Here is a 15151-nt window from a genome sequence, read left to right on the forward strand (position 1 = left end):
CCCTTGATCGATGACCTGCGTGGTTTCACCCGAACGCGCCACCACCGCCAACGCTTCGATGGTCTGGTGCTGGAACAAGTCTTTGGGGGTGAAGTGAATACCGGCCTGACGGGCGCGGCTGACCACCTGGATCGAGACGATGGAATCGCCCCCCAGTTCGAAGAAGTTATCCCGCAGGCCGACTTGCCCGAGCTTGAGCACGTCCTGCCAGATGGACGCCAGTTGCTGCTCCAGGGTGCTGCGCGGTGCCACGTAGCGTTGCTGCAATTGACTGACGTCAGGCTTGGGCAGGTTCTTGCGGTCGAGCTTGCCGTTGGGGGTCAGTGGCAGGCGTTCGAGCAGCAGCAGATAGGCCGGGACCATGTGCGCCGGCAGGGTAGCCTTGAGTTGATCGCGCAGGTGCTCGGTGAAATCGGCACGCGGAGCCATTGATTCATCGGCCACCACATAGGCCACCAGACGCTTGCCGCTGCCGGCGCTGCCTTCCTGGGCGACCACCACCGCTTCACGCACGCCCTCGAGGGCTTGCAGGCTGGCTTCGACTTCTCCCAGTTCGATACGGAAACCACGAATCTTCACCTGGTTGTCGATGCGGTCCAGGTAATCGAACGTGCCGTCGGCGCGCTGGCGCACCAGGTCGCCGGTGCGGTACAGCAAGCCACCACCAGCACTGAACGGGTCGGCGATAAACCGCTCGGCCGTCAAGCCTGGACGGTTGAGGTAACCACGAGCCAGACCGCTGCCGCCCAGGTACAGCTCACCGGCCATGCCCTGGGGCAGCAGGTTCAGGTCGGCGTCCAGCACGTAAGCGCTGCGGTCGCCGATGCGGCTGCCGATGGGCGCATACGCGGCGCCGCACACCTCGTCACGACCCGCTTTCCAGATCAGCGGCGTGACCACGGTTTCGGTCGGGCCGTAGCCGTTGATGATGAAATCTGGATTCAGGGCGCGCTTGACCCGTTCGAAACTGGCGTTGGCCACCGCATCGCCGCCAAAGCAATAGATCCGCACTTTCGGCGGGTTGCCTTCGCGCTCGGCGTGTTCGGCCAGTTGCTGCAGGTACACCGGCGGGAACGCCACCACCGTCACAGCGTGCTCGCGCAGGGCGTTGTAGGTTTGTTCCGGGGTCCACAGGCTGTCATCGCGAATCAGCAAGGAGGCACCGTGGGTCAGGCTGGTGAGCCAGCGCTCATGGGCACCGTCGAAAGCGAAGGACATGAAATGGAATTCGCAATCGCTGCTGTGCATTTCATAGCGCTCGCCGATGGCCTGGCAGTGCATCGCCAGCGGACCATGGGCCACACTCACACCCTTGGGATTTCCGGTGGAACCGGAGGTGTAGATCACATAGGCGAGGTTTTGCGGGTCGATCTGGACGGACGGTGCGCTCAGCGGTTGCTGGCTCAGGTCCAGGCGATCGAGCTCCAGCACCTGGGCGGCGCCTTCCAACGGCAACTGCGCCGACACCCGGGAGTCGGTGAGCAACAACGCCAGCCCTGAATCCTCGATCAGGTACGCCAGGCGTTCACGGGGATAGCCGGTGTCCAGCGGCACATAAGCACCGCCGGCCTTGAGCACCGCCAGCAGCGCGACAATCACCCCTTCGCTGCGCGGCAAGGCCACGCCGACCCGCGTTTCCGGGCCCACACCATGGGCCATCAGTGCGTGGGCCAATTGGTTCGCCCGCCGCTCGATGTCGCCATAGCTGAAACGCTGACCGTCAAAGATCACCGCCGTGCTGTGCGGGTTTAGCGCTGCCAGATGGGCGATGCGCTGGTGTACGGCAATGTCGGTCGGGTATGGCTGCGGGTGGTTGGCCGCCTGTTGCCGGGCCTGCTCCTCGGCGCCGGCCAAGGCGATTTCCCCCAGGTTGCGCAGCGCCGATTCGGCGAAGCGTTCCAGCAGTTGCAACACGTGCTCGCTGATGCCGGCGATGGCCGCCGGGCTGAAATGCGCCCGGTCGAAGCTGTAGTGCAGCGCCAGGCTCTGGCCAATGGTCACCGCAACGCTCAACGGGTAATGGGTTTGCTCCTGGTGCGTGACCTCACCGAACACCACGCCCTGCCCGGCGCCTTCTTGCAGGGCCTGGGCGATGGGGTAGTTTTCGAACACCAGGATGTTGTCGAACAGCGCTTCGCCGCCCTGCCCGGCCCAGCGCTGGATGTCGGCCAACGGCGTGTGCTCGAAATCGCGCAGGCTGAGGTTCTGCGCCTGCACCGCTTGCAGCCAGGCGCCGACCGACTGATCCGGGCGCGGTGCGGCGATTACCGGCAAGGTGTTGATGAACAGGCCGACCTGTTGCTCGATGCCCGGCAAGTCCGCCGGACGCCCGGCCACGGTGGCACCAAAGGCCACGCAGTCGTGACCGGTATAGCGTTGCAGCAACAACAGCCACGCTGCTTGCACCAGGGTATTGAGGGTGACTTTCTGCTGGCGGGCAAACTGTTCCAGGGCCTGGGTGCGCGGGACGTCCAGGGTCTGGAAGTGATCGCCATGACCGCTGTGGATTTCGCTGGCGGACATCACTCGCGCCAAGCGGGTCGGCTCCTGCAAAGTCGCCAGTTGAGCGCTCCAGAACGCCTCGCTCAATTGCCCGTCCTGACGTTGCAGCCAGGCGATGTAATCGCGATAGCGCCCGATGGCGCTGGCCGACGTGCGGCCGCTGTAGCGTTGCATCACCTCACCGAGCAGCTGCGAATTGCTCCAGCCGTCCATCAAGATGTGGTGATAGGTGTAGATCAAATGCCATTGGCCGGCGCCGGTCTGCACCAGCACCAGGCGCAACAACGGCGCCTGGCTCAGATCGAAACCTTGCGCGCGCTCGCTATCGGCCAGCGCGGCAAGGGCCTGCGACAGGCCGCTACGCTCGCGCCAGTCCAGCACCGTGAACGGCAATTGCACCTTCTTGTGGACGATCTGCAGCGGCTGCTGCAATTGCCCCTGCCAGACGAAGCCGCTGCGCAGGATGTCCTGCGCATCGACGGTGGCTTGCCAAGCCGCGTGGAAACGCTCGGTGTCCAGGCCTTGTACGTCCACCCGCAACTGGTTGACGTACTCACCGGCGGCCTGCTCGTAGAGGGTGTGGAACAACAGCCCCTGTTGCATCGGCGACAGTGGATAGAGATCGTCAAGCTGGCCGGCCGGCACCGGTAGCTCGTCGAGTTGCGCCTGAGTGACAGACGCCATCGGGAAATCCGACGGTGTGGCTTGCGGCGTGACCAGGTTGGCGCAATGTTCGATCAGCGCCTTGAGCTCCATGGCGTATCGATCGACCAGTTGCTGCACGGTCGCGTGGTCGAACATCTCACGGCTGAAACCCCAGCTCATCGCCAGTTCGCCGCCATAGACCTGACCTTCCACGGTCAGCCAGTTGGCCAGGGGTGCCGTCGGGTCCTGGGCAACGCCACTGCCTTCGCTGGAGGGCACGAACAATGCCGACTCATCGAACTGCCGGTCGAACTGGCCGAGATAGTTGAACGTGATGCGCGGTGGCGCCAGGTCCGCCAGTTCGGCGCGCACCGAAGGTGCCGCCAAATGACGCAGCACGCCATAACCCAGGCCTTTGTCCGGGACGCCGCGCAGCTGTTCCTTGATCGCCTTGATCGACCCACCGAGATCGTCGCTGGCCGTCAGTTTCACCGCGAACAGGCTGGTGAACCAACCCACCGTCCGGGTCAGGTCGATGTCATCGAACAGCGCTTCACGGCCATGACCTTCCAGTTCGATCAGCGTGTCCGGCTGCCCGCTCCAGCGAGTGATGGTGCAGGCCAGCGCGGTCAGCAGCAGATCGTTGACCTGGGTGCGATACGCGGCAGGCGCCTGTTGCAGCAATTGTCGGGTCAGTTCGGCATCCAGACGCCATTCGATCTTCGCGCCGTGGGCATTTTCCAGGCTGCCTAGGGGCCGATCGCACGGCAGGTCCAACGCGCCCTGGTGCTGGGCTTTCCAGTAGGCCAACTGATCGTCGAAGCGCGGCGTTTCGGCGTTCAGACGCGCGGTCCAGCTCTGGAATGCGCTGGTCTTGGCCGGCAAGGTCACGCCGCCACCCGCCGCCAGTTGTTCGTAAGCCTGCTGCAAATCTTCCAGCAACACCCGCCACGACACACCGTCTACCACCAGGTGATGGATGACCAGCGCCAGCCGCTGACTGCCGTCGGCCAGATTCACCAACATGGCGCGCAACAGCGGCCCTTCTTGCAGGGAGAGGCTGCGCTGCGCCTCGTCGCACAGCGCATTCAGTTGCTCGGCGGATTGGGCATCGCGCAACCACAGATCAGCGCTTTGCCGCAGCGGTCCGTGGCTCTGCTGCCAGCCGTCCGCGCCCGGCACAAAGCGCAGGCGCAGGGCATCGTGATGATTGATCACGCACGTCAGCGCCGCATCGAGCCATTGCCCATTCAAGGGCTCGCGAGCGGTCAGCAGCAGCGACTGGTTCCAGTGCTCACGGGCGTTCATCGGCCGCGAGAAAAACTGCTGCTGGATCGGCCCGAGGAGAACCGCGCCGGTGATGGGCCCCTGATCCACCGCACTGTGATAGTCGAGGCTGGCGACCAGGGCCAGGCTGCGCACGGTCTGGTACTGGAACAGATCACGCGGATTGATGCCGATACCGACCTGCCGCGCACGGCTCACCACTTGAATGGAGATGATCGAATCACCGCCCAGCTCGAAGAAATTGTCTTCGAGGCCGACCCGCTCCAGCCCGAGTACATCCTGCCATATTTCAGCCAGCGCGATCTGCAGCGCATCCTGCGGCGCGACGAACGCCTGCTGTGGCGCCGCATCCGGTTGCGGCAGGGCCTTGCGGTCCAGTTTTCCGTTGGCGGTGACCGGTAATCCGGCCAACGGCATCAGGTAGGTCGGCACCATGTATTCCGGCAGACTGCCCAGCAGCCACGCTTTGACGTCCTGCTGCCACTGCTCGTGCGGGTGGGTGTTTTCCAGCACCAGATAACCCACCAGATGCTTGCCGTCCTGCACCAACACCACCGCCTCGCGCACCAGCGGGTGCTGCATCAGGCGGGTTTCGATTTCGCCCAGCTCAATGCGCAGGCCACGCAGCTTGACCTGATGGTCGAGGCGGCCAAGGTATTCGATCACCCCGTCGGCACGCTGGCGCACCCGGTCGCCGGTGCGGTACAGGCGCGCGCCGTCATGGAAGGGGCACGGTACAAAACGCTCGGCGGTCAGCGCCGGGCGCTGGTGATAACTGCGCGCCAGCCCCGCCCCGCCCAGGTACAACTCGCCAGGCACGCCGTACGGCACCGGCGCCAATTGCGCGTCGAGCACGTGGGTGCGCAGGTTGGCGATCGGCCGACCGATCGGCACGCAATCGGCACCTTCGTCGACGCATGTCCAGTGGGTCACGTCGATGGCCGCTTCGGTCGGCCCGTACAGGTTGTAGAGGCTGGCGTTCGGCAGTTTGGCGAAGACCTGTTTCTGCGCATCCAGCGGCAAGGCTTCGCCGCTGCAGACGATGCGCCTTAACCCTTCACAGGTTTGCACGCCCGGTTCATGGATAAACGCCTGCAGCATCGACGGCACGAAGTGCAGCGTGCTGATGCGGTAACGGTTGATGATATCGATCAGTTGCAGCGGGTCGCGATGCGCACCCGGCGCAGCCACCACCAGACACGCACCAGCCATCAGCGGCCAGAAGAATTCCCACACCGACACGTCGAAGCTGAACGGTGTTTTTTGCAACACCGCATCGCTGTCATCCAGGCCGTACGCCTGCTGCATCCAGCACACACGGTTGACCAGTGCCGCGTGACTGTTGCCCGCGCCCTTGGGTCTGCCAGTGGAACCGGAGGTGTAGATCACATAGGCCAGACTCAACGGATCAACCGTCACCTCGGGGCGACGCTCGCTGTAACCGTCGAGCCAGCCGCTCGGCTGATCGAGCAAAATCACGCTGACGCCATCGGTTGGCAGCTCCGCCGCCAGCGAGCGCTGGGTCAGCAGCAAGGCGATGCCGCTGTCTTCGATCATGTAGGCCAGGCGATCCTGCGGGTACTCCGGGTCCAGCGGCACATAGGCGCCGCCGGCCTTGTGAATCGCCAGCAGACCGACCACCATTTCCACCGAACGCTCGACGCAGATCCCCACCAGCGTGTCCGGCCGCACACCGCGCTCACGCAGCAGATGGGCCAGGCGGTTGGCGCGGGCATCCAGTTGCGCGTAGCTCAGGCTTTGTTCGCCAAACAACAACGCCGGAGCATCCGGGGTGCGCGCCACTTGGGCTTCAATCAGTTGATGCATGCAGCGATCGGTCGGATAGCGTTGGGCCGTGGCATTGCCACCGTGCACCAGGGTTTTGTGCTCATCGGCGTCGAGCAGCGGCAATTCGCCGATGCGTTGCGACGGATCGGCGACCATCGCCGCCAGCAAACGCAACCAATGCCGGGCCATGCGCGCGATGGTTGGCGCTTCGAACAGGTCGTTGGCGTACGTCAGCGCGGCGTGCAGCTTGCCGGCCTTTTCGTAGGTGTCCAGGGTCAGGTCGAACTGGGTGGTGCGACCCTGCCAGTCGAGCATGCCGAGTTCCAACCCGGACGCGGTGCTGACCGTGGTGAGGTCGGCTACGTGCGGCTGATGGTTGTACATCACCTGGAACAGCGGCGTATGGCTGAGGCTGCGCTCCAGCTTCAAGGCTTCGACCAGACGCTCGAATGGCAGGTCCTGATGGGCCTGGGCACCGAGCGCGGTCTCTTTGACTGCGCGCAGCAAATCGGCAACCCGCGTCTGCCCGTCCAGTTCGGTGCGCAGCACCTGGGTGTTGACGAAGAAGCCGATCAGGCCTTCGATTTCATCGCGATTGCGGTTGGCGATCGGCACACCGACGCGGATATCGGACTGGCCGCTGTAGCGATGCAACAGCACGTTGAACGCGCCGAGCAACAGCATGAACAGCGTGATGCCATGCTGCTGGGCGGTGCTGCGCAGTTGCTCCGCCAAAGCGGCATCGATGGCAAACTCATGACGGCTGCCGCGATAGCTCGGCATGGCCGGGCGCGAGTGATCGGTCGGCAGCTCGAGCACCGGATGCGCGCTGCCCAGTTGCGCCTGCCAATACTCGAGTTGCCGCGCCTGCTCGCCCGCTTCGAGCCAGCGGCGCTGCCACAGGGCGTAGTCGCTGTACTGGATCGGCAGCGGCGCGAGTTGCGGCGACTGCCCCGCTTCATGGGCGTCGTAGCAGCGGATGAATTCGTCGATCAGCACGTTCATCGACCAGCCGTCGGAGACGATGTGGTGCAAGGTCAGCAACAGCACGTGTTCCTGCTCGTCGAGCTTGAGCAGCTTGACCCGCAGCAGCGGCCCGACCGCCAGATCGAACGGCAGCAGTGACTGTTGCTGCGCCGCCTCGGCCACTGCCCGTTCGCGCTCGGCGGCCGGCAAGGCACTGAAATCCTGTTGCTCGATCAGCAGCGGCGCGCAGGTCGGCACTTGCAACAGGCTATCGTCCGCCTGACGCTGGAACACCGTACGCAGGGTTTCGTGACGCGCGACGAGGCTGGCGAAGGCCTGCTCCAGCGCCGTCAGGCTCAACGCGCCCTTGAGCCGCACCGCCCCCGGCAGGTTGTAGGCCGCGCTGCCGGGCTCCAGCTGCCAGAGGAACCACATGCGCTGCTGGGCGTAGGACAAGACTTGGCGATCTTCGGCTTCAACGCCCTGGGGGATGGGGAAACCGCTGAACTCGACGCCCTCCTTGTCCAGCGCCGCCAGGAACATCCGGCGCTTGTCCAGGGGCAACCCGATAAACCGGCGAGCAAGTTTCAAGGCGTCTTCAGCATTCATTTCTGGGTATCCGGAATCAGTGGGCACAAGGCACAAAGGCATGTCGTCCCTATAAAACGAATGCAGACCGGAAAAATTAGCGCTTGAGAATAGAGGTCAGGAAAGAGGGAAATCCGTGGCGAGGGAGCTTGCTCCCGCTCGACTGCGCAGCAGTCGCAGAAGCTCCCGGCGCAAAAGAACCGACGCCTGGCAGGGGTCGCTTCGCAACCCAGCGGGAGCAAGCTCCCTCGCCACAAAAGCAGATTGTTTGTGAATCAGTGCATCAGGCGCTGATTGCCAACCCATACCGTCGATGATGCACGCTCAACTGATCCTTGATCAGGCGCAGCACCCTGGCCTCGTGCTCATGGATAAAAAAGTGCCCGCCCGCCAGCATGTCCACCGAAAAGCTGCCGGAGGTTTCCCGGCTCCAGCCGATCAGTTGCTCGGTGCTGGCCTTGTCGGTGGTGCCGCCGAGCGCGTGCACCGGGCATTTGAGCGGTGCTCGGGTTCGCCGCTGGAAGCGCCCGCACAGCAGAAAATCCGCCCGCAGCACAGGCAAGGTCAGGGCCATCAATTCTTCATTGGCCAGGACTTCTTCGCTGGTGCCATTGAGGGTGCGCAGTTGTTCGATCAATTCGGTATCGGTTTTCGGTGTGGCAAAACCGCGGTCGTAATCGGCGCGCATCGTCGGCGCCGCGGTGCCCGAGGCGAACAGCGCTACCGGTTCCGGACAACCCAGCTCGCGCAAGGCATGGGCGATTTCGCAGGCCAGCAATGCGCCCAGGCTGTGGCCGAACAGCGCATAAGGGGCCTGGAGCGAGGGGCGCAGTTCCCGGGCCAGTTGCATCGCCAACGGGCCCATGTCGGTGTGCAGCGGCTCGCCGAAACGCGCCCCGCGCCCCGGCAGCTCAACCGGCTGCACCTGCAGCCATTGCGGCACCTTGCGCCGCCAGCGGCTGTAAACCATGGCGCTGGCGCCGGAATACGGCAGGCATAGCAAGGTCAGTTGGGTCACTGCGGTTTTCTCCGATCAGTTGTGTATGGAAGATAACGAACTGGCGACAGTCTGAATTAGTCAGTGTCGCCGTACCTGCCCCATGGCTTCACACGCCCCCTATACTGGCGGCATCTCGGCTCGCCCATCGCAAAGGAGAACGCCATGACCTGGTCTGCCAAGCAATACGTCACGTTTGAACAGGAACGCACCCGTCCGGCCCGGGACCTGCTGGCGGCCATCCCGCCGGGGCAGGCGCGCTCGGTGATCGACCTGGGGTGCGGCCCCGGCAATTCCACAGAATTATTGGTGGAGCACTTTCCCGGGGCAACGGTGCGTGGCCTGGACAGTTCCAGCGACATGATACAGGCCGCCCGCCAGCGCCTGCCCGAAGTGGCCTTCGACACCGCAGACATCGGCCAATGGGACGAACCCGGCCCCTTCGATGTGATCTTCGCCAACGCGGTGCTGCAATGGCTGCCTGACCACGCAACCCTGCTGCCGTCACTGGTCAGCAAACTGGCCGAGGGTGGCAACCTGGCGATCCAGATGCCCGACACCCTGCACCAGCCGTCCCACCGCTTGATGCGGGAAATCGCCGCCAATGGGCCCTGGGCCAGCCAACTGGCCGGAGCCGCCGATACGCGCACGGAAGTGGCCGATGCCAGCCTGTACTACTCGATCCTCAAGCCCCATTGCACCCGCGTCGATGTGTGGCGCACCACCTACCATCACCCGCTGGCCGGGGGCGCCGCCGGCGTGGTGGAGTGGTTCAAGGGCAGCGGCTTGCGGCCGTTTCTCGACCCGCTGGATGAGGTGCAACGCGGGCAATACCTGCAACAGTATCTCAACGCCGTTGAACAGGCTTATCCGGCCATGGACGATGGAACGGTGCTGCTGCCATTTCCCCGTGTGTTCATGGTCGCGACCCGCTAGAGCAGCGAGGGTTAAATTTCCGGTCCCGGCCCTCGTTACCTGCTCAGACCAAAACCCACAAGAGTGACCGCCGTGGACCTGCAAACCATTCTGGGCAAACTGTTCGCCAACGCGGGCGCCGTTGGTATCGAAGGTGTTTTCCAATTCGTGTTCGGCCCCCAGCAGGCGTACTGGTCCGAGGTCAGAACCAGCAGCCGCATCCAGGCCGGTCGCCACAGCAGCCCCGACGTGACCATTGAAGTGGCGGAAAAGGACTTTCTCGGGATCATGGCCGGTGTGGCCAATGTCGAGGAGCTGTTCGCCAGCGGACGCCTGAAGATCGGCGGCAACATGGGCCTGGCGACGTTGTTGCCGCAGATCATCGAGCATGCCCGCCACGGCAGTGGCGCGGTGGAAAAGGTCGACATGAACAAGCGTTATCCCACCCCGCCGCGCTTCAGCGAAAAGCTCACCGCCAGCCTGCCGACCCAGCGCAGCGTGGAACGTCGCCCGCGCAGCGAGCTGTCGGTGCAAGCGTTTCAAGCGCGCTACCTGCCCCATGGCATTCCGGTGGTCATCAGCAATGCCTTGCAGGACTGGCCGTTGTTCAAGCTCAGCCGCGAAGAATCCCTGGTGCATTTTGCCGAGCTGCAAGGCATCACCCGCCACGGCGACTACGTGAAGAAAACCTTCTCCACCGAGCGGGACTTCCGCTCCACGTCCATGGCCGATTTCATTGCTTCTCTGGACAGCCCGGCGGTCAAGGGCGCCGATGGTGAACCGCCGGCCTACATGGGCAACAACATCCTGCCGGCGCAATTGATGGAGCAAATCAACTACCCGCCCTATTTCGACCCGTCGCTGTTCATCCCGCCACGCATCTGGATCGGCCCAAAGGGCACCCTCACCCCGCTGCACCGCGACGACACCGACAACCTGTTCGCCCAGGTCTGGGGCCAGAAAATCTTCACCCTCGCCGCCCCCCATCACAGAGAAGCCCTCGGCACCTGGTCCACGGCGCCCCAAGGCGGCCTGGACGGTTGCGATTTCAACCCGGACGCGCCGGACTACCAGCGCTTCCCCCGCGCCCGTGACGTGACCTTCCTGCGGGTGACGCTGGAGGCCGGGGATCTGCTGTTCCTGCCTGAAGGCTGGTTCCATCAGGTGGAGTCGGTGTCCACTTCGTTGTCAGTGAACTTCTGGGTGAATTCGGGGCGGGGTTGGTGAGCGCTGACTTGAGGCGAGCTGCCTTTGTGAAGATCGCTTCACCCAAATGAACTCCACGCACCTCATACCAGTCAGCAGGTAAAGCCCTCAACTCAAGGTGCTAGACCATGCAGATATCCCTCGCCCGACAGGTTGCCCTGGTCACCGGCGCCAGTTCCGGCATTGGTGCAGGCGCGGCCAGGGCATTGGCAGACGCCGGTGCCGCGGTGGTGCTCAACTACCACTCCAGCGCCGGCCCGGCACAAGACCTGGCCCGTGAAATCAACGCCGACGGTGGACGCGCCATCGCCGTCGGTGCCGATGTGTCGAAGGAGCCGGATGTCGAGCGACTGTTCGCCCAGACTGTCGAAGCCTTTGGCACGCTGGACATCCTGGTGGCCAACTCCGGTCTGCAAAAAGACGCCGCCGCCGTCGACATGAGCCTGGAGGACTGGAACACCGTGATCGGCACCAACCTGACCGGCCAATTCCTCTGCGCTCGCGCCGCCCTGCGGATTTTCAACCAGCAGGGCATTCGCCAAGGCGTGTCCCGGGCTGCCGGCAAAATCATCCACATGAGCTCAGTGCACCAGCGCATCCCCTGGGCCGGTCACATCAACTACGCTGCCTCCAAGGGCGGCGTCCATCTGCTGATGCAGAGTCTGGCCCAGGAAATCAGCCACCAGCGCATCCGCATCAACAGCATCGCGCCCGGCGCGATCCGCACGGCCATCAACCGCGAGGTCACTGAAGGCGAACAGGAGCAGAAATTGCTGGAGCTGATTCCTTACGGGCGTATCGGCGATGTGGAAGATGTCGCCAACGCGGTGGTCTGGCTGGCGTCGGACTTGTCCGATTACGTGGTAGGCACCACGTTGTTCATCGATGGCGGGATGAGCCTCTATCCGGGGTTCCACGGCAATGGCTGACTATCACGAAACCCAAAGCCCTATCGAGAACCACGGCATCATCGGCGACATGCGCAGTGCTGCGCTGGTGAATGACCGAGGCAGTGTCGACTTTTTCTGCTGGCCGGAATTCGACAGCCCATCAATTTTCTGCTCGCTGCTGGACACGCCGGACGCGGGGATCTTTCAACTGGCGCCGGACCTGCCTAATGCCCGTCGCCAGCAGATCTACCTGCCTGACACCAACGTACTGCAAACCCGCTGGCTGAGTGATGACGCCGTGGTGGAAATCACCGACCTGCTGCCCATCGGCGACAGCGAGGATGACCTGCCGGTATTGATCCGCAAAGTGAGCATGACCGTCGGCAGCGCGACGTTTCGCATGCGCTGCGCGGTCCGCCACGACTACGCCCGCAGCCTCACCAGCGCACATCGTGACGGCGATCACATCTGCTTCGAAGCCTCGGGGCAACCTGGCTTGCGTTTGTGTTCCGATCAGCTCATGACCCTGGACGACCGGGCGGCGGTGGCCGAGTTCAGGCTGGAACAAGGCCAGAGCGCCGAGTTCCTGCTGGGCGGTATTGACGACCCGCGGCTTCAGGATGACATCAGCGCAATATGCCTGGAGCGAACACTGGCGTTCTGGCGCGGCTGGATTGGCCAATCCACCTATCGCGGGCGCTGGCGGGAAATGGTCAACCGCTCGGCCTTGGCGCTGAAACTGCTGACCTCACGCAAACACGGCGCCATCCTTGCCGCCGCGACCTTCGGCCTGCCGGAAACCCGTGGCGGCGAGCGCAACTGGGACTATCGCTACACCTGGATCCGCGACGCTTCCTTCACCGTTTACGCGTTCATGCGCCTGGGCTTTGTTGAAGAAGCCAACGCCTACATGCGTTTTCTGCGGAGCCGGGTCAGCGACTGCTGCGATCAGCCGATCAAACTCAACATCCTGTACGGCCTGGACGGCAGGTTGGAGCTACCAGAAGTCGAACTGCCCCACCTCAGTGGCTTTGGTCATGCCAAGCCGGTGCGCATCGGCAACCTGGCCTACAAACAAGTGCAACTGGATATCTTCGGCGAATTGATGGACGCGGTGTACCTGGTCAACAAATACGGCGAAGCCATTTCCCATCAGGGCTGGAAACACGTCGTCAATGTGGTCGATCAGGTCTGTGATATCTGGCAGGACAAAGACGTGGGCATTTGGGAAATGCGCGGGGAGAAGCACCACTTCCTGCATTCGCGGCTGATGTGCTGGGTCGCTGTCGATCGCGCCATCCGCCTGGCGGTCAAACGCTCCTTGCCCGCGCCTTTCGCCCGCTGGGACCAGACTCGCCAGGCCATCTATGAAGACATCTGGACAAATTTCTGGAGCGAGGAACAACAGCATTTCATCCAGCGTCTGGGCAGCACCGCCCTCGACGGTTCGATGTTGTTGATGCCGCTTGTGCGCTTCGTCAGCGCGCGCGACCCGCGCTGGCTCTCGACCCTCGATGCCATTGAAAAAGACCTGGTGCGCGATGGCATGGTCTACCGCTACCGCAACGACGAAAGCCCCGTCGACGGCCTCAGCGGCATTGAAGGTTCGTTCGCTGCGTGTTCGTTCTGGTACGTCGAATGCCTGGCCCGCGCCGGCCGTGTGGAAAAAGCCCAGCTGGAGTTCGAACAACTGCTGCGCTACGCCAACCCGCTGGGCTTGTACGCCGAAGAGTTCGACAGCCACGGCTACCACCTGGGCAACACCCCCCAGGCCTTGACCCACCTGGCGCTGATCAGCGCCGCCAGTTTCCTGGACCGCAAATTGAGCGGGGACAAAACGCATTGGCAGCCGTGAGTCGCACGTGTGAATGAACATAAATCTTTTGTGGCGAGGGAGCTTGCTCCCGCTCGATTGCGCAGCAGGCGCAAAATCTCCAGGACACAAGGGGGGTCGCTTCGCAACCCAGCAGGAGCAAGCTCCCTCGCCACAGAGGACAGGGTGCAATGACTATCGCGTAGGCTCCGCCACTTCAATGTCATCCAACGCACGGTCAGCCAGCAACGTACCCAGCTCAATCAACTGCTGAATCCCCAGCGCAACATGCCGACGGGAACCTTCCAGCTCGAATGCCAGGTCACTGACCATGGCGTTGGCCGAAGCCAGGGTTTCGCTGAGGCTGGTCAGCACGGATTCGGTGTTGAGGCCGGGGACCACTGAAAATATCTGGCCGTCCTGGGTGTCGGGTTTGGCTGGGGCTGGGGGAGACAAGTGAACATTCAGCGCCCGGTCAGCGGCTTCGCGGAGTTTTTTGGTGTCGAGGGTGGTGTAGGCGGACAGGTTTTCGGCGCGTGGAGGGTTGGGGGTGATCTTGATCATTTGTGAAGCTCCTGACTTGAAATTGAGCCCACTCACCTCGTGACCAAACGAGGGGTGGTGGGCTATACGCAGGTTGGTCAACCGGGAAGTCAGGCACCCGGCGCACTCGAAAGTGCCCCGCGCACAGCCCACCGCAAAGCATACCGACAAGCACACAAAAAAGCGCCGACATGCTGAGGTTGGCGCGTGTGCGCCTGACATTGGACGGGTGACCAAACCCGATCGCTGATTTTGCAGCGACCGGCACAGCCTAGCCCCGCCGTTTCCGAACCGGCAACCGCCACGACTCGTCGGAAAATTCCGGTTCACCTATTTTTTTGTAGGAACTCCACACCCTTGTGGCGAGGGGATTTATCCCCGCTGGGCTGCGTAGCAGCCCGTCCATAGGCCAATCCACTTTGCCAGACAGACCGAGTTGACCGTTTTCGGGGCTGCTACGCAGCCCAGCGGGGATTTATCCCCTCGCCACAGAAGCGGGCACCAACATTTCTCCATCTATCGCTGCCGCCGGTTTCAGGTTGCCAGCCCTGTAAACCCCTCCTAAGATCGATGCACTCAAGGGTGCAGCGGAGCTGCCCGACAAAACCCGATTCAAGGATCTGACATGACCCATGTAAAACGCTCTATCACCACCCCGCCCCGAACAGGCCTGACCCGGGAAGACCTCTGGGAAGGCCAGGACAAGGGCCTGATCAAGTGCTGGGAAATCGGCCGCGACCGGGCGCTGAAGTTTCCCGAGCTGGCGCAGCGTTGCTTGGCCGGTGAATTGCCGGTGCTCGGCTGGAAAGGCGGTGTCAGCCGCAGCCTGAAGAAAAACGAAAAGTTCGGCTGTCTCAAGTACCTCGCCCAATGGCAGGGCCTGCGCGGTGAAGACCTGGACATCGATCTGTCCCAGGACCGCACCCTGACCTGCTCCAGCACGAACATGATCGTGACCTTCACGCCGGATCGGGCCAAATATGTGAATCAGGAACCCGCATAACGGCAACC

8 protein-coding genes (1 of these 8 running past the window's edge) are annotated in these 15151 nt (G+C 63.2%); 5 read left to right on the forward strand and 3 right to left on the reverse strand.

The genetic code is table 11. The annotated features are described in order from the left end of the window. Together GKKCFE_RS16975 and GKKCFE_RS16980 are read right to left on the reverse strand one after the other, a co-directional pair. Positions 1-7797 carry the 5' portion of a non-ribosomal peptide synthase/polyketide synthase gene (locus GKKCFE_RS16975; RefSeq protein ID WP_445576874.1) on the reverse strand. Its footprint begins 4554 nt before the window's first position, so 7797 of the gene's 12351 nt are visible here — the first part of the coding sequence; its start codon is at positions 7795-7797; its stop codon lies beyond the left edge, outside the window. Positions 7798-8059: 262 nt separating this feature from the next. Continuing rightward, a complete protein-coding gene (locus GKKCFE_RS16980; protein WP_445576875.1) occupies positions 8060-8794 on the reverse strand; it encodes a thioesterase II family protein in 735 nt (244 codons plus the stop codon). A 144-nt stretch (positions 8795-8938) separates the two neighbouring features. Here GKKCFE_RS16980 and tam point away from each other — a divergent pair, with 144 nt between their 5' ends. The 4 genes from tam to GKKCFE_RS17000 all read left to right on the forward strand — a co-directional run bounded on the left by tam (position 8939) and on the right by GKKCFE_RS17000 (position 13639). Then, complete coding sequence (gene tam / locus GKKCFE_RS16985) at positions 8939-9709, forward strand: trans-aconitate 2-methyltransferase (protein WP_047230458.1); 771 nt, start codon at positions 8939-8941, stop codon at positions 9707-9709. 72 nt (positions 9710-9781) lie between these two features. Next, on the forward strand, positions 9782-10915 hold the full coding sequence (locus GKKCFE_RS16990) for a cupin-like domain-containing protein (RefSeq protein WP_173406727.1): 1134 nt from the start codon (positions 9782-9784) through the stop codon (positions 10913-10915). Positions 10916-11022: 107 nt separating this feature from the next. Continuing rightward, entirely contained in the window at positions 11023-11823 is an 801-nt protein-coding gene (locus tag GKKCFE_RS16995) for an SDR family oxidoreductase (RefSeq protein WP_445576876.1), read from the forward strand. Then, positions 11816-13639, forward strand: a complete 1824-nt coding sequence (locus tag GKKCFE_RS17000) for a glycoside hydrolase family 15 protein (RefSeq protein WP_445576877.1) — start codon at positions 11816-11818, stop codon at positions 13637-13639. The genes GKKCFE_RS16995 and GKKCFE_RS17000 overlap by 8 nt, the downstream gene beginning before the upstream one ends. 153 nt (positions 13640-13792) lie before the next feature. Here the strand turns inward: GKKCFE_RS17000 and GKKCFE_RS17005 are convergent, their stop codons facing one another. Continuing rightward, on the reverse strand, positions 13793-14161 hold the full coding sequence (locus GKKCFE_RS17005) for a DUF6124 family protein (protein WP_445576878.1): 369 nt from the start codon (positions 14159-14161) through the stop codon (positions 13793-13795). Positions 14162-14765: 604 nt separating this feature from the next. Between GKKCFE_RS17005 and GKKCFE_RS17010 the strand changes: the two genes are divergently transcribed. Continuing rightward, positions 14766-15143, forward strand: coding sequence for a hypothetical protein (locus GKKCFE_RS17010; protein ID WP_139049520.1), 378 nt, complete (start codon positions 14766-14768; stop codon positions 15141-15143). Positions 15144-15151: the final 8 nt, after the last annotated feature.

Source organism: Pseudomonas sp. E141 (assembly GCF_052659885.1).

Excerpts from the sequence above, each read along its gene's own strand:
- tam (WP_047230458.1), top strand. The coding sequence starts at position 8,939 with ATGACCTGGTCTGCCAAGCAATACGTCACGTTTGAACAGGAACGCACC.
- GKKCFE_RS17000 (WP_445576877.1), top strand. The coding sequence starts at position 11,816 with ATGGCTGACTATCACGAAACCCAAAGCCCTATCGAGAACCACGGCATC.
- GKKCFE_RS17005 (WP_445576878.1), bottom strand. The coding sequence starts at position 14,161 with ATGATCAAGATCACCCCCAACCCTCCACGCGCCGAAAACCTGTCCGCC.
- GKKCFE_RS16995 (WP_445576876.1), top strand. The coding sequence starts at position 11,023 with ATGCAGATATCCCTCGCCCGACAGGTTGCCCTGGTCACCGGCGCCAGT.
- GKKCFE_RS17010 (WP_139049520.1), top strand. The coding sequence starts at position 14,766 with ATGACCCATGTAAAACGCTCTATCACCACCCCGCCCCGAACAGGCCTG.